General features: G+C 42.7%; 25 protein-coding genes. 22 read left to right on the top strand and 3 right to left on the bottom strand.

Going from position 1 to position 18,965, the window contains the following annotated elements:
* The first annotated feature begins 2 nt into the window (after nucleotides 1-2).
* The 4 genes from PR800_RS09735 to PR800_RS09720 all read left to right on the top strand — a co-directional run bounded on the left by PR800_RS09735 (nucleotide 3) and on the right by PR800_RS09720 (nucleotide 3,648).
* Complete coding sequence (locus tag PR800_RS09735) at nucleotides 3-812, top strand: DNA cytosine methyltransferase (RefSeq protein ID WP_272530681.1); 810 nt, start codon at nucleotides 3-5, stop codon at nucleotides 810-812.
* Entirely contained in the window at nucleotides 805-2,973 is a 2,169-nt protein-coding gene (locus tag PR800_RS09730; RefSeq protein WP_272530679.1) for a replication endonuclease, read from the top strand. The genes PR800_RS09735 and PR800_RS09730 overlap by 8 nt, the downstream gene beginning before the upstream one ends.
* On the top strand, nucleotides 2,933-3,301 hold the full coding sequence (locus PR800_RS09725; protein WP_231068177.1) for a hypothetical protein: 369 nt from the start codon (nucleotides 2,933-2,935) through the stop codon (nucleotides 3,299-3,301). The genes PR800_RS09730 and PR800_RS09725 overlap by 41 nt, the downstream gene beginning before the upstream one ends.
* A gap of 125 nt (nucleotides 3,302-3,426) precedes the next feature.
* Nucleotides 3,427-3,648: a hypothetical protein gene (locus tag PR800_RS09720; protein WP_272530676.1), complete on the top strand. Its 222-nt coding sequence runs from the start codon at nucleotides 3,427-3,429 to the stop codon at nucleotides 3,646-3,648.
* Here the strand turns inward: PR800_RS09720 and PR800_RS09715 are convergent.
* From PR800_RS09715 to PR800_RS09705, 3 genes are read right to left on the bottom strand one after another with little or no spacing between them, the layout of a single operon-like run.
* Nucleotides 3,634-3,951, bottom strand: a complete 318-nt coding sequence (locus tag PR800_RS09715) for an ogr/Delta-like zinc finger family protein (protein ID WP_231068175.1) — start codon at nucleotides 3,949-3,951, stop codon at nucleotides 3,634-3,636. The two genes, PR800_RS09720 and PR800_RS09715, sit on opposite strands and share 15 nt — an antisense overlap.
* Entirely contained in the window at nucleotides 3,951-4,982 is a 1,032-nt protein-coding gene (locus PR800_RS09710; RefSeq protein WP_410916301.1) for a phage portal protein, read from the bottom strand. Before PR800_RS09710 ends, PR800_RS09715 begins: the two co-directional genes overlap by 1 nt.
* Nucleotides 4,982-6,769: a terminase large subunit domain-containing protein gene (locus PR800_RS09705; protein ID WP_272530674.1), complete on the bottom strand. Its 1,788-nt coding sequence runs from the start codon at nucleotides 6,767-6,769 to the stop codon at nucleotides 4,982-4,984. The genes PR800_RS09710 and PR800_RS09705 overlap by 1 nt, the downstream gene beginning before the upstream one ends.
* Nucleotides 6,770-6,930: 161 nt before the next feature.
* Here PR800_RS09705 and PR800_RS09700 point away from each other — a divergent pair, with 161 nt between their 5' ends.
* The 18 genes from PR800_RS09700 to PR800_RS09615 all read left to right on the top strand — a co-directional run bounded on the left by PR800_RS09700 (nucleotide 6,931) and on the right by PR800_RS09615 (nucleotide 18,962).
* Nucleotides 6,931-7,725, top strand: coding sequence for a GPO family capsid scaffolding protein (locus PR800_RS09700; RefSeq protein ID WP_238562762.1), 795 nt, complete (start codon nucleotides 6,931-6,933; stop codon nucleotides 7,723-7,725).
* Nucleotides 7,726-7,753: 28 nt separating this feature from the next.
* On the top strand, nucleotides 7,754-8,791 hold the full coding sequence (locus PR800_RS09695; protein ID WP_272530671.1) for a phage major capsid protein, P2 family: 1,038 nt from the start codon (nucleotides 7,754-7,756) through the stop codon (nucleotides 8,789-8,791).
* A complete protein-coding gene (gpM, locus tag PR800_RS09690; protein ID WP_272530669.1) occupies nucleotides 8,791-9,498 on the top strand; it encodes a phage terminase small subunit in 708 nt (235 codons plus the stop codon). The genes PR800_RS09695 and gpM overlap by 1 nt, the downstream gene beginning before the upstream one ends.
* Before the next feature lie 95 nt (nucleotides 9,499-9,593).
* Nucleotides 9,594-10,004: a hypothetical protein gene (locus tag PR800_RS09685; protein WP_272530668.1), complete on the top strand. Its 411-nt coding sequence runs from the start codon at nucleotides 9,594-9,596 to the stop codon at nucleotides 10,002-10,004.
* Complete coding sequence (locus PR800_RS09680) at nucleotides 9,983-10,435, top strand: head completion/stabilization protein (protein WP_219197668.1); 453 nt, start codon at nucleotides 9,983-9,985, stop codon at nucleotides 10,433-10,435. The genes PR800_RS09685 and PR800_RS09680 overlap by 22 nt, the downstream gene beginning before the upstream one ends.
* Nucleotides 10,432-10,911 (top strand): phage tail protein, encoded by a 480-nt coding sequence (locus PR800_RS09675; RefSeq protein WP_272530666.1) that lies wholly within the window; start codon nucleotides 10,432-10,434, stop codon nucleotides 10,909-10,911. Before PR800_RS09680 ends, PR800_RS09675 begins: the two co-directional genes overlap by 4 nt.
* Nucleotides 10,901-11,599: a hypothetical protein gene (locus PR800_RS09670; RefSeq protein ID WP_272530665.1), complete on the top strand. Its 699-nt coding sequence runs from the start codon at nucleotides 10,901-10,903 to the stop codon at nucleotides 11,597-11,599. Before PR800_RS09675 ends, PR800_RS09670 begins: the two co-directional genes overlap by 11 nt.
* A gap of 12 nt (nucleotides 11,600-11,611) precedes the next feature.
* Nucleotides 11,612-12,730 (top strand): DUF2586 domain-containing protein, encoded by a 1,119-nt coding sequence (locus PR800_RS09665; protein WP_272530663.1) that lies wholly within the window; start codon nucleotides 11,612-11,614, stop codon nucleotides 12,728-12,730.
* Nucleotides 12,730-13,185 (top strand): phage protein, encoded by a 456-nt coding sequence (locus PR800_RS09660; RefSeq protein ID WP_048608860.1) that lies wholly within the window; start codon nucleotides 12,730-12,732, stop codon nucleotides 13,183-13,185. Before PR800_RS09665 ends, PR800_RS09660 begins: the two co-directional genes overlap by 1 nt.
* Before the next feature lie 13 nt (nucleotides 13,186-13,198).
* Nucleotides 13,199-13,492 (top strand): phage holin family protein, encoded by a 294-nt coding sequence (locus PR800_RS09655; protein ID WP_239354600.1) that lies wholly within the window; start codon nucleotides 13,199-13,201, stop codon nucleotides 13,490-13,492.
* The gene (locus PR800_RS09650) at nucleotides 13,489-13,821 is read left to right on the top strand and encodes a M15 family metallopeptidase (RefSeq protein WP_239354602.1); all 333 of its coding nucleotides are present in this window, start codon (nucleotides 13,489-13,491) and stop codon (nucleotides 13,819-13,821) included. Before PR800_RS09655 ends, PR800_RS09650 begins: the two co-directional genes overlap by 4 nt.
* Nucleotides 13,821-14,195, top strand: coding sequence for a hypothetical protein (locus PR800_RS09645; protein WP_272530659.1), 375 nt, complete (start codon nucleotides 13,821-13,823; stop codon nucleotides 14,193-14,195). Before PR800_RS09650 ends, PR800_RS09645 begins: the two co-directional genes overlap by 1 nt.
* 104 nt (nucleotides 14,196-14,299) lie before the next feature.
* Entirely contained in the window at nucleotides 14,300-14,563 is a 264-nt protein-coding gene (locus PR800_RS09635) for a putative phage tail assembly chaperone (RefSeq protein WP_096864679.1), read from the top strand.
* Between the two features lie 17 nt (nucleotides 14,564-14,580).
* Nucleotides 14,581-14,754: a DUF6890 family protein gene (locus PR800_RS19665; RefSeq protein WP_413776468.1), complete on the top strand. Its 174-nt coding sequence runs from the start codon at nucleotides 14,581-14,583 to the stop codon at nucleotides 14,752-14,754.
* Entirely contained in the window at nucleotides 14,751-16,850 is a 2,100-nt protein-coding gene (locus PR800_RS09630) for a phage tail tape measure protein (RefSeq protein WP_272530656.1), read from the top strand. Before PR800_RS19665 ends, PR800_RS09630 begins: the two co-directional genes overlap by 4 nt.
* A complete protein-coding gene (locus tag PR800_RS09625) occupies nucleotides 16,843-17,178 on the top strand; it encodes a DUF2590 family protein (protein ID WP_048608849.1) in 336 nt (111 codons plus the stop codon). The genes PR800_RS09630 and PR800_RS09625 overlap by 8 nt, the downstream gene beginning before the upstream one ends.
* Nucleotides 17,168-18,358, top strand: a complete 1,191-nt coding sequence (locus PR800_RS09620) for a baseplate J/gp47 family protein (protein ID WP_272530655.1) — start codon at nucleotides 17,168-17,170, stop codon at nucleotides 18,356-18,358. Before PR800_RS09625 ends, PR800_RS09620 begins: the two co-directional genes overlap by 11 nt.
* Entirely contained in the window at nucleotides 18,345-18,962 is a 618-nt protein-coding gene (locus PR800_RS09615) for a phage tail protein (RefSeq protein ID WP_048608846.1), read from the top strand. Before PR800_RS09620 ends, PR800_RS09615 begins: the two co-directional genes overlap by 14 nt.
* The last annotated feature ends 3 nt before the right edge of the window (nucleotides 18,963-18,965 follow it).

The raw sequence follows: 18,965 nt of genomic DNA, 5'->3' as shown, positions 1-18,965 counted from the left end.
TTGTGGCTGCATATTACAACGAAATAGACCCATTCGCCGCGCAGTGGTTAAGAAATTTAATTGCTGCCGGTCATATTGCTGCCGGTGATGTTGATACCCGTTCAATTGAGGAAGTGAAACCAGATGATATCCAACAATACACGCAATGCCATTTTTTCGCAGGAATCGGAGTTTGGTCATATGCGCTTAAAAAAGCTGGATGGCCTGATGATAAACCAGTTTGGACAGGAAGCTGTCCTTGCCAACCTTTCAGCGATGCGGGTGGTAGAGCCGGGTTATCCGATAAGCGGCACTTATGGCCTGAATTCTTTCGGCTCATTAGCAAGCAAAAACCTAGCGTTGTGTTTGGTGAACAAGTTGCAAGCAAAGACGGACTTGCTTGGTTCGACTCTGTACAAGCTAACTTGGAAAGTAAGGGGTACGCCTCGGCAGCAATCGATTTATGCGCTGCGGGCTTCGGTGCGCCGCACATCAGACAGCGATTGTTTTGGGTGGCCGACGCCAACAGCCAGCGATATGAATGGCTGTCGAGGGAAGTTGATACGCAAAGATGGGAGAGTGCGGACATTTTTAAGGCTGGATTATGCAGCGGTAAGGGGGTTGACAGGCAAGCGTGTAACGGGTTCTGGGATGGAGTTGATTGGGTTGAGAGAGTCGATAATGGTTTCTCACCAATTAAATCCGGTGTTCAGCCTGTGGTTGATGGGTTTGCCGGATTACTACATATGCTGAAAGCATCGGGCAATGCGATTGTAGCTCCAGTAGCTTCTGAGTTTATAGCATCATTTTTAGAAATAAAATCAAATGAATAACTCTCTAGAGCACAATAGCGACGTATACATTTCAATACGTCGCCAACAAGAAGAAAACAAGCCAGAGTTGCCGAAATCAGCGACTCTGGCTGAACGCATTATGTGGGATGCTAATAAAGATGATGCTGAGTGGCGTCATAAAATTATTTCGCATGTTCCCGATTTCCTATCAATTTATTTTGCCACTAAATACGCACGCCTTTTTAATCAAAAGGGTCGTCGTCGTGCCAATGAATTTTTGCGCAAAACCGCTAAAAATGTATTGCCACGATTCGAACGTGTCATGAAACAGTATGAGTTTAAACATCGTGTTTCAGGTGATAGGCCATTCCCCTTTATTGAGCAACTAGAAAATATTGCTCAGCTAGATAGAACAGTTATCAAAACTTTAGCAAATGATATTGCCAGTTTTATGAGTGATAACTATGAAGCTGCAACAAAGCAATACGCCAACAGCGACCCAAAAGATGAATGTGAAGCCCGTCAGCGTCTTGATAAAACTTACGCTTTCCTTGCTAAATTAACATTGCAGTCGGGCACACAGCCGCCATATTGGCAGCAATTTATTAAAGGCAGAATTAAACCAAGTGAAGATAAACTTTGCGCGGCATTACTTCGCATGTTTGATGCTTCTTGGTGGTATCGTCGCTTAAAGCGTTTATGTGACCTTAAACGTGAGCACCTTGCTATCGCGATTGGTCAAGTTCAAAAATCCGCATCCCCTTATGTTTCAAAAACAACCTTGCATCGCTGGGTAGAGCAAAAGCGTTCAAACTGGCAATTTCTTAAAGACTTTGAATTAGAAGACGAAGACGGCAACCGAACCGAACTTACAAAAATGGTTTTAGGTAGCGTGGCAAACCCTGCTGTTCGTCGTTGTGAGTTAATGGCACGCATGCGCGGGTTTGAAGACCTCGCAAATGAAATGGGCTGTGATGGTGAATTTTACACAATGACAGCTCCATCAAAATACCATTCAGCCTATCAAGCAGGTGGTTTTGTTGATAATTGGAACGGATGTGATCCAAGAGCAACCCAAAAATATCTATGTAAAACGTGGGCGAAAATACGTGCGGCTTATAGCCGTGCGGGTATCCGTGTTTTTGGTTTTCGTGTTACTGAGCCACACCATGATGGTACACCGCACTGGCATATGTTGCTGTTTGTTATGCCTGAACATAAAAAACAATTGCGTTCTATTTTTAGTCACTATGCACGTTTAGAAGATAAAGACGAACTTACTACACCTAAAGCATTAAGAGCCCGTTTTCACGTTGAGCCTATAGACGAAAGAAAAGGCAGTGCAACTGGCTATATCGCTAAATACATTTCAAAAAATATCGACGGTTACGCGATGGACGATGAAGTCGATAAGGAATCAGGCCAGAAGTGCAAGGACATGGCGCGGGCGGTTTCCGCTTGGGCTTCACATTGGAAAATTCGCCAGTTTCAACAAATAGGCGGTGCGCCTGTGTCGGTGTGGCGTGAATTGCGCCGTATGGGTGATGATACCGAAGCATCAACAGGTTTAGATGTTGAATTTGCCGAAGTCCACAAAGCAGCCGATACCAGCAACTGGAGCGAATACACTAAATTACAAGGTGGTGCGTTCGTGCGTCGTGCCGACCTTATCGCCCGTCTATGGTATGAGCGTGAAGAAAAGACCAACGCATATGGTGAGCCCGTCGATTGCATCAAAGGGGTTTACTGTACTTTAGTGGGTAACGACTCCCCAATTATCACTCGTATTAAGAACTGGCAGATTGTGCCGAAGTTAGCCGAAGCGACAGCGGAGGCTGGTTTTGATGGCGCGATTAGCGCCCCTTGGAGTTCTGTCAATAACTGTACGCAGGCACGGAGGACGATTAAAGACAAAGAAACGGTTATTCCCGATATTGTCAGAAAAGCCAAAGAAATTGGCATCACTTTAGACCCCGAAAAAGACCCTTTCATGATCCATTCAATAGCAAGAGGGGCAATTTATACAGAAAACGGTCAAAGCGTGAAGTTTCACGCGAATGGCCATATTCAAAAAATCGTATTTAAGTCAGATAAAGTCAAAAAATCACTGGCTAAGTGTGAATCGGCTATATCTCGAATTCAGCAAAGGATAAAAGAAAATGGCAAAAACAGCAGCAGAGCGCAAAGCGGAACAGCGTAAACGACAAAAAGACAGTGGTGAAATGAAATTTGAGTTGATTGTTGATAGCCAAGAACTAGAAATGTTACGCCAAAATTGTGCATTACGGCGACCAGGGCGAGAGCCTTACGATATGAATGAATACATTCAATTACTCATTATCAAAGACAACCAAGAACTGACGGAAAAATACAAACAGCTTTCTAATGAGTGTTGCGGTAAGTGTGGAGAGAGTTTGCCTGTTGCTGAGTGTTGTTTGTCGGGAGCAGCAGACTGTTGGAACACCAAAGGTTGGCATGAATTATCGTTAAGTAAAATTGGTGTGACATGTCACGAAATTAAAAGTTAGGGAAGCATTTAACGTAACTCTGTAATAAAAAAGATTTTTTTATTTTTTTGGCTTATACAGTGTTCCCCTGTGGTTTAATTTATGTATACTGTATAAATATCCAGTATACAAATGGGAATTTGAATATGAGCGATTTATTACAGGAATCAGTAGCATTTGAACGCATTAGTGTTATTGCCAAGCTGGGGTGTTTAGAGGGTTGCAACCATTATGAGCGTCAAGTTGTACTCACACTGATTACTGAGCTTGCAGATAGCGCAAGAGAAGAAATAACAAAAAAGAGTAATAAAAAAATTAGGCTGCTAAATAGCAGCCCTGATGTAGGCCAGCAGTCACACACCCTTTGAGGTTAACAACCCTAGCGCCAGTTGGCGCTGTTCAGGGTTAAATTTTTCAATCATGGATTGAATCAAATCATCTGAGTGGGCGCTAGGGCTGATGGTGTGACTAAACGTTAGATTTAAAACATAGGTGTGACCGCATTCAACATCATTACAGGCGCAATAAAGGTCTGAAATTTCACGATGTTTACGATTCGATTTGCGAATTGTCGCGCGTTGGCCGCAAATGGGGCAGAATATTTTTAATACTCGCACGTTCCAGACCTCCGATTGTTGATAACGTCTTAATTTTACCCTATTTTTAGACATTATTCATTTTCCTTAACGATATTTTGATGAAAATTTAATTTCAAAGACTCATTTCTACCGATTTCACTATTGACCGCATTCATAAATAAATTTTGTACGGGGATAACTTCATCTTGTCGATAGGCTTCTCTTGCTTTCAATGGGTCACCTAAGCCGCCAGAGCCTAAGCCGGGAATGATGCCAGCAAGGCCAGCGGGGAAGCGATGAGCATTCAAGATATCTTGCGCACTAATACTTTTCACATTGCTAAACTCATCGTTTGCAGAGATATCCCCAACGGGTATAAATTTGATGCCGTCAGGGTCACCGTTTGGCACACTCACAAACATAGTTTCAAAATTACCAATCCCTTTGCTTTGGCTGAGTTTTTGGATAATTTGTTCTTCCACTTCATCGGTCATATTCGGGTCATTACAGTAAATCATCCCGCCCGTGTGTGCCCCGTTATGGTAATAACGACGACGAAATATAGTTGCTTCACTGTTTAGTAAAGCTGCGTGGATACCGCCAATATAGTCCGGTAAACCGTAGACTTGCTGTTGTGGGTCATACATCTTGATATAAATGATTTCATCAGGGGTATAAACTAGCGGCTCACCTTCTTGTAAAATCACAAAATCACCGTCTTTACGCCTACGCAAGTAAAGTGAGGGTAAAACCTCCAATCCGATGATTTCCCCCCAACCGTTACGCACTTTTAAAATGGCCACATCACCAAATAAAAAGTAATTAAAGACAGCCGCTTTTAATTGCTCATGAGTTAGGCCACCTCCAATATAATCGCTGGTGACCATATTATGGCGGGCATAGAGAACGCCCCCATGTTGGCCATTTAAATTTACCAATTGCGCCAGTGCTTCACGGTCTATTGGCGGTGTCCAGTGGTCAAAATCATTGTCATACCAGATATTTTTATAATCAGTATGTGTCGTTAGAATAGGCGTTGGCTTGCCCAGTGTGATACTAAACCCTTTCGAGGGGGCTTTAGTGGTTTGCGCCATTTGTTTGCGTGAATTCCGTTTCTTTTTCATTATGCAGCCTTTGGTAATATATATTTAGATTTGCGCTTTTTATCCGTGTTAAGCGGCTCTTTAATTACTGCGTGAGACGTTGCCCAGAAAACATCCGCGTGGCCTGTTTCTTGTGTTCTATCTGCGACGAATGTCATTGCGCCACCTTTACCCGTAGTTGTGTGACGTATGCATAAAAATGATGCGGGAATTTCTTTCTGATCCATATCCCATTCAATGCGTTCTTCATCAACAATATCTATCATCTTCATCACAAGTTGAGTTTTCATTTGCAGGCTATAAAGAATGGGCTGTGTGATACGTGGCGCAAAATCTTGCACCATTTCATATACGGATTGACCTATCCCTGTGGTATCGATGCCAATGTGTGTGAAACGATATTTTTTGGTTAAGTCTTCAATCAATTTTGCCTGATGTCGCCAGCTAAAGCCCTGCCAGTAAAATGTTGCCAATACCCGAAATACTTCGGGTGCCATCATGGGTGGTGCAACGATAACAAATGTTGATGTGTCGCCAGAGCGTGCAGGGTCATACCCGCCCCACACTTCGCGATTGCCAAATGGGCGCGGGTCGTCGGGTTTATGGTCTTCCCATAAATTTACATCAACACCGCATTTCATTAAGGTGTCATATTTAAAGACAGACTTACCACTATCAATAAATACGCACATATACAACATGTTGAATGTGTCAGGGTTATATCGTTGTCGTAATTTATCGATGGACGCTAAGTTAAAACCGCCTTTTATCGCATCTTCAAGGGTGATGATATAGCGCCATTGCCCATCGGGGCACTCACGCCCCCCGTCGCGCATTTCTTTTTCACTGGGAAACTCAACGTTTTTACGTTTAGGGTCATTGCCGCGCCATTCATCCCCCATCCAGAACGGATAGGCCGGATGCGTTTTAGAGCTAGGCGTGGAAAAATAGGTGATACGCCAGCGGTCATGCGTTGCCATTGCTGATGCAACATCATTTAAGCGTTTAAAATCAGGTACCCAAAAATATTCGTCGCAATAAAGATGGCCACTGTAAGACTGTGCTGTGTTTTTATTGGTGGATAAGAAGCGTAATTCAGCCCCATTACTTAAACGGATTGGGTTACCTGTTAATGTTACCCCGAAAAATTGCTCTGCAATATTCACAATATATGACCGGAATACTTCAGCTTGGGGTTTTGATGCGGATAAAAATATCTGCGGGTCACCCGTCAAACAGGCATTTTCAAAGGCTTCAAAGGAGAAGTACCACGTCGCCCCAATTTGACGGCTTTTTAATATATTGCGTACTGCCTGCGTGATATTAATGCGCAAATGCTTTTGATAACCAAACAGCATTTCATCAGCAAAGCGTTGGAAATCTTCTGGCGTCAGGCTAGAAATATCATTTTTGCGGTATTTTTTCTTTTTCTTCGGTTCCCCATCATCATCTAAGACGTAATTGCCACGCCCTTCCATATCTGACGATTGAGATTTTAATGCTGCCATTTTTTCAGCGTGCTTATTCGCTTGCGCCATTAATTTAACGTGGCTAGCAATTAAGCGGTCTAACTCATCTAATTCAAGCTCCGTTTTTTTAGTTCGCTCGCTCAATAAAACAATGCGACGGTTAATTGCTTCAATCACACTCTCATGACTGAGCATATCAGCCCAATTCCATTTTTCTGCCCAATAGTAAACAATCCGACGATTAGGCAGGCTCAATTCCTCCGCGATTTCCGCTGGAGTATAGCGTCGCAAATATAACGATTTTGCGACCTGTATTTTTGCATCCGTGTATTTAGCCATAGTAGATGCATTGTGCCCCGACCTTTAAACGCTGGCATTAAGCGGCTTTCGGCAAAGCATTTATAACCGAATCGAACTTGTCGCCAGTGAAAAAAATGTGGGCAATACTGAGCACCTAACGAAATGGAAGCAATAAACCCAAGGATGGGAGCAACATGTAAATGTCGCAATTAAGAACAACATGGTTATGTATCGCGACAGAGGGTGACACCGTAGACGGCAGAGTCATTGAAAGGCAAGACCTGTTAGATGCGGCAGAGCTCTACGATTATAAATTATATGCGGCACTAATTTGGCCGGAACATAATCACGATGCAGAACCAATGGGCGAAGTGCTTGAGGTCATGCTTGAAGAAAATGAGCATGGTGAATTACAGCTTCTCGCCATTATCAGGCCATTTGTCAGCTTATTAATCGCAAATGCCGAGGATAAATACCTGTTTACCTCCATAGAATTAACGCCTGACGGTAATTTTAGAGGGACAGGTAAATCGTATCTTGAAGGGCTGGCTGTTACTAATGAGCCTGCCAGTGTTGGAACTACAAGGCTACATTTCAGCCGAAAAAAACGAAAGGACAAGGACATGTCAACAAAGTCTAAGAAAACAAGCTGGCGTAAGTTGTTTAACATTGCTGAGCCAGAAGCGACACCGCCAGAGGAAACGGCTGACGGTGATAAGTTACAGAAACTAGCGGAAGCATTAGCCGCTGCCGAAGAAGAAATTAAACTGTTAAAAGAACAACTTGCATCTACTCAGCAGGAAGTGGAAGACGTTCAAGACGACGTCGACACGGTAAAAGAAGTGGTAGACACGGAAGAATTCGCACGTTTGCGTGAGAACCTACCACAAATCGTTAAAAACTTTGGAAAGTTAGACGAAAAAGTCACTAAGTTGCCAAAAAATAACCCTAAAGGCGAAGATAAAGAACGCAAAAAAGGCTTCGAATATCTTTAATCGTCATTAATTTAGGAGAGGGATTTCCATGTTAAATCAAAAGGCAGTTAAGTGTCTTGATAGTTATGAAGAAGGCCTTAGAAAATCTTATGGGATTGATAAGACTTCTCGTTATTTTAATTTGTCAGACCCAAAAGAAACCGCTTTGCGTTCCGCATTATTAGAGCGCATTGAGTTTCTTAACATGATTACTTGCGCTGATGTTGACCAGTTACAAGGCCAAGTCGTCGCTGTTGGTAATCCGGGCATTTTTACAGGTCGAAGTGATACTGGTCGTTTTATTCGAAAAACTGCGGTTAGTGGTAACGAATATAAATTGGTTGAAACCGACTCAGGTGCTGCGTTGCCATGGAGTTTATTGTCTGTTTGGGCGAATGCTGGCTCGGAAGACGAATTTGCACAACGCATGCAAACATTTACTAATGAATCTTTTGCGCTAGATATGCTCCGTATTGGTTTTAATGGTGTGAAAGTTGCGGCTAAAACCGACCCTGAAAAATACCCGAACGGTGAAGATGTCAATATCGGTTGGCATCAAATCGCTAAAAATTGGGAGAATGGTAAGCAAATTATTACTACTCCGGTCACATTGGATGACAAAGGCGATTATCGCTCATTAGATGCGATGGCATCAGACCTGATTAATACCTGCATCCCACAGCAATTCCGTAATGACCCGCGCTTGGTGGTGCTTGTTGGTGCTGATTTAGTGGCAGCAGAGCAATATCGATTATATCAAGCGGCTGATAAACCAACCGAAAAAATCGCTGCACAAATGCTGGCAGATACTATCGCGGGTCGTAAAGCGTTAGTGCCGCCATTTATGCCTGGTAAGCGCATGGTTGTGACAATGTTGTCAAATCTGCATATCTACACCCAGCGCAACACGCGTCAGCGTAAAGCAGAGTTTGTAGAAGACCGTAAGCAGTATGAAAACAAATATCTGCGTAATGAGGGATATGCGTTGGAATACCCAGAGTTATATGCCGCTTATGATGAAGATGCAGTTACTATCGGCACCGTTTCTGAATTACCGAACAATCCAGATAATCAGGAACAAGAGTAATGTTATCACCCGCCCAACGCCACCGCTTAGACGTTGAAGTCAAGCAAAAGCTGGAAAGGCAAGAGGCCGTCACTATCGCTGATGGTGCCAGTATGCACTTACAAGCGAGGGCGATTGAGCGGGATGTCAAAAGACTGCGTGAGCAACCGACAACGGCTGACAGAGTGGAAATGAAAAAGCGGGAGTTACTCCCCGCTTATCTTCCCACCGCTGAACGCTACTTGTCCGAGGGGGAAGTCTACCGAAACCCGATTTTTGCTTACTGCACCATTTGGCTATTTGATGTTGGGGATTTCGACAAGGGATTGGATTGGGCAGATATTGCCATTGAGCAAGGACAGCTCACCCCTGACAATTTCCGCAGTAATTTTCCGGCTTTTGTGGCTGACACTATATTAGCGTGGGCAATATTGGAAAATGAAGCGGGAAACAGTATTGAGCCTTATTTTTCAAGAACCTTTAAAAATGTCACTGAAAAGTGGCGAGTTCACGAAAAAATCAGGGCGAAATACTACAAATTTGCTGCATTGAATTTGCTAAGAAGCAATATCAATCAAGATGCAAAAGCCAGTGCCATTGACTGTGTTGATACACTCGAGCAAGCAGCATCATACATGGAAAAAGCACGACAGCTTAATCCTAAAGTGGGTGTTGATACGCATTTAAAACGGATCGCAATGCGCATTCGAGCGTTAACAGCCGAATAAAAACGACTACCGCAAGCCGAAACGGGCGCGGTGGAGGTATGACAATCATGTCATTAACCGTGGAAACCGGACTGCCCGTTTTTTAAGGATAAAAAATGAAAACATGGATGATAGGCGTATTTGGTGCGCTGGTATTTTTAATGAGTTTAATTGTGGGTAATACATTTGATATTGAAATATTATCAAACGTTGGGTTTTCACTCGCATGGGTGTGTATTGCTTTTTATTACATTATTTCCGGGTCGTTATTTTTAGCTCTATTTGCTTTTACATTTGGTGACGCAGAAGATAAAGAAAGAATTAAAGAGTATGTTTTAATGCTTAATACAGATAATTCAAAAACGAGAACCATTTTCTATTTAATAAATAATGTATTAGCAATTGTATTATTGTTTTTATCAGGATTCATTATTACAGCTGTAAGCCTAGCTGTAATGTGTGTTGTATCGCGATATCTAATTAAAGTTGCGGTAAGGAAAATATCATGTTCAACGGTAACGATTTAAATTATCAATCAGTTGAAATAACGAATGATGGTTTTTGGCCTGATATTAATTTAGCGGATTTTCAAAAGCAGCGCCAAGTACCACCGGATTTAAATCATGAGTTATTAACGGATGCGTTATTAGCCAGTGTTGCTGAAATTAATTTATCGCTCGAATCACTGAAAAAACAATTGTTGTCTAAAGGGTATAACACTGCCAGTGATGCACCGGGTGCTAAAGCTAACGGACAAAACGCATTATGTGCGCAATATAAAAAAGCACTCTACGCACGGGCTAAAGCGGATTTAATCGGTGAGATAACATCAATTGTCAGCCGTGCGGCAAATCCGAAGCAAGAAAACCCTGAAACAAAGAATAATTTACTCGCAGAAGCCGCATTTGTTATCCGCAATATGAAAGGCTTAAAACGTGTCACGGTGGCGATGATATGAATAAATTAAAAAGCCTAACTGATTTTTTAAAAGCCAATTTACCGCCACGCGTCTGCGATGTTGAATTTAAAAGTGAAATGGACGAAATACAGTTTATTCGTGCCCATCGGGATTTAGGTTTAGACCAGTATCAAATGATGATACGACAAAGCGAAGCTGTCATTTCGTGGGGGCGTTTTCCTTATCGACTGATTCATCCTGATTATATCCCTTTGCTAATTGATGCGTGGGCATGTGAACAAGATAACGAGTTAGGCAATAGCAATATAGAACAAGAACCGCCATCTATGATTGTTGAAGTTGATGACGAAACAGCCGTTGTCATTGTGTCAATTTCACTCGCTGAGCCCGTTGTGATGAAAGAAGACGTAAACGGGATTGTTCCTTTTGATGGTAAGCGTTGGTCACTGGCAGATACCGAATTTGGATACGCAGAGCACGCTGAAATTTATAGCGATGTGAAAAATGATAATTAAAGGCCAATTGAGCAAAGAGCAATTTGCAGAAATGCAAAAAGCTTTAAAAAACCTTGAATTACCAGAAAAGAAAAAACAGCGTTTTTTATGGCGCATGGCGAAACATGGCGTAATTGCATCAGCAAAACGAAATGTTAAAAATCAACAATCGCCTGATGGTGAAGCTTGGAAAAAAAGGCAAAGTAATTATAAGAAAAAAATGCTTCGTAATATGCCTAAGTTATTGAATATCAGGGAGATGCCCGAAACAGATTCAGTAAGAATTTATTTACAAGGTGGGAATTATCATAGTGGCGGTAAAAAATTAAGTGCAGGTGTTGTTGGTTTCACTCAACAACATGGAATGAAAGCAACAATAAGAAAACGTGATGTTCAATCAAAAAAAACAACTGAGCGTGAAGCCACAAAGAAACAAGCAAAAAAATTACGGGATTTAGGATATCAAGTTAAATCTGGGAAGCGTTGGAAAAAACCAACTGTAAAACATATTTGTGAAAATATGGATATGGGGCAAGCAGGTTTATTAATTAGAAAGTTAAGTGAAAAACCACCTAAAAACACATGGTCGATAGATGTTCCATCTCGTGTGTTTTTAGGTATGAGTGACAGTGATTTTAAAAAGGCACTCGCAAGGCAGTTACAAGGGATTGGATTTGGCGCTGATGTTAAAGCGCAGGATATTAAATAAAAGGACTTAACTATGTGGCCTAACATTCAGGTTAATCAAGTCAATCAGTTACAAGGCGAAACCAAAGAAATTGAGCGTGTTTTGCTGTTTGTGGGTAAAGGGAAAAGCCATATTGGTGAAACCTTACCTATTAATACTCAAACTGATTTAGATACATTATTGGGGGTAGAAAATAGCCCTTTAAAGTCGAATATCAAGGCAGCAATGGCGAATGCTGGGCAGAATTGGTTTGGTTATGTTCACGTTTTGCCGGAGAGCGCAGCCGAAACCGATTTTGTTGATGCGGTAATGAAAGCGCAATCTGTTGCCAGTGTTGAGGGCTATGTCTATATCGGTGACACCACGAAAGCAACAATTAAAGCCGCGCAAACACTCCGCGCAAATCTAATTGCGAAATTTGGGCGCTGGACATGGGCAATTCTTTCCGTCGCAGGTTTACAAGCAAAAGAAACGTGGCAGCTAGCATTAACGCGCCTTGGTGAACTTCAAAAAGGCGAAGCGGTTGAATCTATTCAATTAGTGCCCACATTTTGGGGAAATGAAGCGGGCGTATTGGCGGGGCGTTTATGTAACCGTGCGGTTACCATTGCTGATAGTCCGGCTCGGGTGAAAACAGGCGCTTTACTTGATTTAGGTAGCGTTGATAAACCTAAAGACGATAGCGGTGTAGAAATTGATTTAGCCACCTTGCAAGCGTTGGAAAAACTCCGTTATAGCGTACCGATGTGGTACCCAGACTATGACGGCATGTATTGGTCGGATGGTCGCACCTTAGATGTTGAGGGTGGCGATTTTCAAGCAATTGAAAATTTGCGTATTGTTGATAAGGTCGCGCGTCGCGTTCGCTTACAAGCTATTGCAAAAATTGCAGACCGTAGCTTAAACAGTACACCAAACAGCATTGAAACCCACAAATCGTATTTTGCTCGCACTATGCGTGAAATGTCACGCAGTGCAGAAATTAACGGTGTTACGTTCCCCGGTGAGTGCAAGCCACCGCAAGACAATGACGTCGTGATTGTGTGGAAAACCAAAAACACCGTTGAAATTTATATCACAGTAAGAACGTATGAATGTCCGAAAGGAATCACGGTCAGTATCTTACTGGATGCTAGCTTGGAGAGCGCATAATGAGCCAACGTTTATCTGGTCAATCCTTTGACTTTAATATTGATGGTGACTTAATTCACGTCGAAAAAGTGAGCCTATCCATTACTGATAATACTGCAGCCGCGCAAACCAAAGGTATGCCCGACGGTTTTGTCGCAGGTGATGTAAGCGCAGAGGGTGAAATCGAAATTAGTACAAAATATTTTGAGATTATCGTCGCAAAAGCACGGGCGGCAGGTTCATGGCGTGGGATTAAGCCAATGGATTTCTTATGGTATGCCAAGGCGGGTAATGAAGAAATGAAAGTCGAATCATTCGGTAATAAATTGATTTTGACTGATATTTTAGATACCGATCCAAAAGGTGGCGCACTCACTACTCACAAAATTAAATATCTGGTCACCAGTCCTGATTTTGTGCGTATTAAAGGTATTCCGTATTTAGAGTCGGAATTAACTCAAACCCTTATCGGATAAGGTGATTTTGTTCATGGAAGAACACGAAAAAACGTTTATAGCCCTATTTTTTATGGGGGTCTTGATTGCTATAGGAAAAATTCTAACTAGTGATGAGCAAATTACAGTTCGGTTGTTTTTTGGGCGTGTAATTTTAGGCGCGGCAATATCAGTTTTAGCAGGGGCTTTATTGATATGGTTTCCTGATATTTCACCCTTAGCACTCACAGGAATTGGCACGGCATTCGGGATAGCAGGATATCAATTGGTTGAAATGTGGCTGAAAAAGCGTGGAAGCGCATTATTACAAGGAAAGTTAAAAAAATGACACTCAGTGAAAAACAAGCATTGTTTACCGTGATGATTGCTAAATTAATTTTTTGGGCTGACGAGCACGGCTACCGCCTCACCTTTGGTGAAGCTTACCGCACGCCAGAACAGGCCGCAGCTAACGCAAAATCAGGCAAAGGCATTAAAAACAGTTTGCATACGCAACGTTTAGCCGTCGATTTTAATCTGTTTAAAAATGGTGTGTGGCTGACAAAATCCACTGACCATCAACCGCTTGGCGAATATTGGGAATCTATCGGAGGAACGTGGGGCGGTCGATTTAATGACGGTAATCACTACTCATTAGAGCATAACGGGGTTAAGTAATGACAAAGCAACTTGCGCTAATACTTGCGTTATTACTTTGTGCATTTGGCGCAGGTTGGCGAGTCAACGGGCTTTATCACGACAGCTTAGAGCTAACAGCTCAAAAAGTGGCAGATAAAACCCGTATTAATCTTGAAGAAATATCAAGCCAATCAGGCCAAGCGCTTGAGGAAAAATTGGAGGGGATTGCCAATGCTGCCCCCAGAGAAATACGCACTGAAATTATTAAGCCTGTGTTTACTAACGTTTGTGTTAGTGATGAGTTTGTCAGCATGTACAACGACACCCTCGCCAATATCGACAGTGAGCTATCAGGAAAACCTGTTAAAAAAATGCTCAACAAAACTCCCCGAACTAATGGGGACAACAGGTAAAGATTTATCTGATGCCTTAACTGCATCAGCCATACTTTATGGTCAATGTGCCGCACGGCACAACCAATTAACGGACGAAATCAGAAAGAGAAAGGAATTATCTCATGACTAAAAAAATTATTACGTTAACTATCAATGAAAAAGACGTTAGCTTTGAGCCAAATATCACGGCTTATAACGGCATGATTAACGATATGTCGATGGACAATAAAGTTGCTCCGCTCACCACTTATTTAAAACGTATTGTCACCGCAGAAAGCAAAGAATATTTAGACGAATTACTGAGCTTTCCGGGAGCTGCCGCACAGCTTGCCGAAGCAGTAAACAAAGAATACGCGCCAAAGCTGGAAATTAGCGTAAAAAACTAAAAAACCGTGTTCGTGCAATTGAGCGTAATGAGTTAGAGCAATTCATTGCGCTCAGAAAACACTATTTACCTCATGAGCCGGACACGGAAGAAAATCTCGCTACTGCAATCTGGTTAGATAACCGTCACTGGGAAAACACGCAAATTGCAGTCGCAAACGGAATTGTATTAGCGTTTAAAGGTGACTCATGAGCGAGTTAGATTTTACTCTCAGCCTTATCGACAATATCACCAAGCCTATTCGACAAGTGCAATCGGCTGTCTCTAATTTTGCTAGAGATAGCCAAGTCGCCTTTGGTAAAATTGCGGTAGGCGGTGCTGGTCTTGCCGGGGCGTTCTGGTCTATTAAAAGCATTCTTGACCCTGCCATTGAAATGAATGACGCCATGATGAGTGCATCATTACAGGGTATTGATGATGGCATCATGTCTAAAGTGTCTAAAGACGCCCTGAAATTCGCATCTCAATACGGAAAATCATCCATTGATTTTGTCAATTCCACTACGGCAATCAGCAAAGCTATTAACAATGTCACACAGCAAGATTTGCCGCAATTAACCCGTATTACCAATACGACAGCCGCTGCATTGAAAGCCACATCAACCGAAGCCACCGAATATATGGGGCAAATGTTCAATCAGTTTGAAAACCAAGCCAATGCCGTTGGGCATGTTAAATTTGCCGAAGATTTGGCAGGTAAGGCTGTGTATATGTCAAAAGCATTTGGCGTATCGATGGCTGAAATAACAGGTTTGATGGAGGGCGCAAAAAATGCAGGTACGCAGTTTGGCGTCGGGATTGATGAGCAGCTTGCGGTATTGGGTGAACTGCAAAGAACGCTAGGCGGTGAGTCGTCGGGAGCGTATGAAGCATTCCTCAAAACAGCCACCGATAGCGGTAAAAAACTCGGCCTATCATTCGTCAATGCGTCAGGTCAGATGTTATCCATGCCTGAAATGCTGGATAAATTGCAGGCCAAATACGGAAAGAGTATTGAGGGCAATTTAAAAGCCCAAAAAGAAATTGAAGCGGCCTTTGGTGATTCTGCCGTTGTGGTCAAACAGCTTTATGGTAATGTTGATATTTTGCGTAAAAATATTGGTTTCTTAGGTGCCAGTGATGGAATGAAGCGCACCACGGAGCAAGCCGCAAAATTAGCCAATCCGTGGGAACGGCTTATGTCTATTTGGCAATCTATTCGCATTGCCATTGGTATGACGTTATTACCTGTCATTACCCCATTAATCGATAAACTCGCAGAAGGTGGTCAAACCCTTGTGCGTTGGTTTACGTTATTCCCTAATATCGCGCGGTGGGTCGGCTATATCACGATGGGGACACTCGGTTTTGCTGCCGCAGGTGCTGCCGCCAATATCGTGATGGGTATTTCCAAATTTATCATGGCAGGGTTAAGTATCATCATGGGGGTATTTAGTGGTGTGCTGAAAATTGGTACCGCTGCTATTTGGCTATATCGCACTGCAATATTGGCATGGAATACCGCACTTAAATTTATTCGTGGCACATTGTTAGCGGTGCGTATTGCGGCAATGGCGGCAGGTGTTAGCTTTTCATTTATGAGTTGGCCTGTCTTATTAGTTATTGGCGCTATCGCGCTTTTAGCTTATGGCATCTATAAACTCATTAAACATTGGGATGATGTTAAAGCCGCAATAATGAACACGACAGCGTTTAAAGTGGTGGCTATCGCTGTGCGTACCGTCGGGCTTGTTGCTATACAAGCATGGGAATGGATGTCACAAAAGTGGCAAGAGTTTACAGCCTATTTTGCCGATACATGGGCATTCAAGGCGCTCATGATTGTGATTGATACTTTGAAATCTGCATTTATTCAAACGTGGCAGGCAATTACGGATGGGTGGAATGCGGTTTGCAATTTCTTTAGTGACTCACCGATTGATAAAACATTTGAAGCAATGGGAAATAGTATTAAAGCTATTTTTTCAAAGGTTTGGCAATCAATTACTGATTCTTTCCGTAGTGTCTACAACACCATTGTAGAAACACTAAATTACTTGCCGGGCGTCAATATTGAAACCAAAGCCACAGGAACCGTTGACGGCTCACCCGCTCCAGCAGGCGCGGCAGGTTTATTAGTCGGTGGGCAACTTAGTGGTGTAGAGAAAGGCGGCATTAGTCGGCAAATCAGCAATAACCGAACCCAATCGATTGATAACAGCAAGCGATACGATACAGTAAATATCAATGTGACAAACGGAATGTCACCAACGGATTTAGCTGAATGGACTGCGCTTGATAATGGATAATTTACTCTACATTGATTTATTAATTACAAACCGAGATTTGACATTAAACTCCGGCAATGAGCCGGAGTTATGTAATAACCGCCAATCAATCACCCAAGATGTGGCACACCGTATTATTGAAAGCGGACTCGCCACCCAACTAGTGGCAGAACGTAGCCCAACATTACGCGCGGACATTCGCACGCAAATGGAAATCTTGGTTGAAAGTGATGAACGGTTAGTTCCGGGTACCGTTGTGATTGATGAAGAAAATACCAAGCGACTTTGGGTAACTGCGGATACTTATGATTTTGGCCGTATCAATTTAGGGGTAAATTATGAACAGTAAAAATATCCCTGAAATTGATTATGAGCAGGTTTTACGTGATAGCGGGATGCCAGTATCAGAGGACGAAATTAGCGATAAATTTGCGGAAATTGTCCACGATGAGGGCTTTGTTACTAACACCTCGGACATGTCACCGTTCTGGCGTTTGATTAACACCATTGTGACAAAGCCTGTTCGCTGGCTCACGGAAGCATTAATTAATGTCACCTTGAAAAATATGTATTTAGCTACCGCATCAGGGCAATGGCTAGATATGTTTGCATGGGGCGTCAATTTAACGCGAAAACCTGCCACTGAAGCAAAAGGCGTTATCCGTTTTTATCGTGCCGCAGGTGCGGGAACTGTCACTATTCCTGCGGGAACCATTGTGCAAACAGAGCGTATCAACGGAATTATTTACAGTATGAAAACCGTTGAAACGAAAGCGATAAATACCGATAGCGCATTAGTGCCGGTTATCGCTGAAAATGCCGGAGGGGCTTACAATCTTGCTCCTGGTTATTTTCGTATTTTACCCGTGGCGATTGCAGGGATTGAGCGCGTTCAAAGTGAAGAAAATTGGTTATTGGTACCGGGTGCGAATGCGGAAAGCGACAATGATTTGCGTGACCGCTGCCGCAATCAGTATAACTTAGTCGGTCAATATCACACTGATGCGGTTTATCGTGGAATGATAGCGAATGTTGTCGGCTTGAGTATTGACCGTATTTTCTTTTTGCATGATGCACCGCGCGGGGCGGGAACGGCTAATGCCTATTTGTTATTAGACAGTGGTGTCACCAGTCAGCCATTTATCGACAAAGTGAATGATTATATTAATGCACAAGGCCACCACGGGCACGGTGATGATATGCAGTGCTTTCCCATGCCAGAAACACAGCACACATTAAAAATTACGTTATTTGTGCAAAGCGTGGAAAACTTCACGGCTGAGGAATTGCAAAAACTCAAACAAGATACGGGTGATTTGGTGCGTTGCGCCTTTCGTGAGAACACCAATTATGACGTTAAAAAAACATGGCCATATTCGCGTTTTTCATTCTCAAATTTAGGCCGTGAGTTACATAAACAGTTTTCCGTTCTGGACTCTATTGTGTTTAGCATTCCCGACATTGTCAGTGATTTAAGCGTCCCACGCCTAAAATCGCTCACGATAGAGGTGCAAAATGCCCGAGTTTAAAGAACGATTAAAGCGATTGCAGTTGCCGTCATGGATGAACCTTGGTGAGCTAGCCACGTTATTGCGTGCAGCAAAGCGATTTTGGGAAATTGTTTATAGCTGGTTAACGTGGCCTTTGGCGCAGTTAGACCCCGACACATGCACTGAGCCATTATTAAACTTGTTGGCCTATCAGCGAGATATCCACCGATTTAATAATGAACCGTTGGATTTATACCGTAAGCGCGTGAAGTATGCGTTTATTAATGCCAAGGACTCAGGCAGCGTCGCAGGGTTTATTGAGATATTTAAACGCCTTGGCGTGGGCTATGTCGAAATTAACGAACGACAACCGGATATTGACTGGGACGTCATTATTTTACGGGTCAGTGATGGTCAAATTGCGAATAACCCTGATTTGTTACTTCAAATCATTAGGCAGTACGGGCGAACCTGCCGACGCTATCGCTTTGAAGTCATGGCGGTGCATGAGTTAGGAATGCGAGTGGGCTTTGTTGAAGCTGATTATATTTGCTATTACGCCACGCTCCCAAATCAGCCATTATTTATACGAATTGGACAAATTACTGCGTCAAGTGAAACCTTTGGCGCATCATTAATGTAAAGG

The organism is Providencia sp. PROV205 (assembly GCF_028479505.1).
Classification (GTDB): Bacteria; Pseudomonadota; Gammaproteobacteria; order Enterobacterales; family Enterobacteriaceae; genus Providencia; species Providencia huaxiensis.
This window is presented reverse-complemented; position numbering and strand designations above follow the sequence as displayed.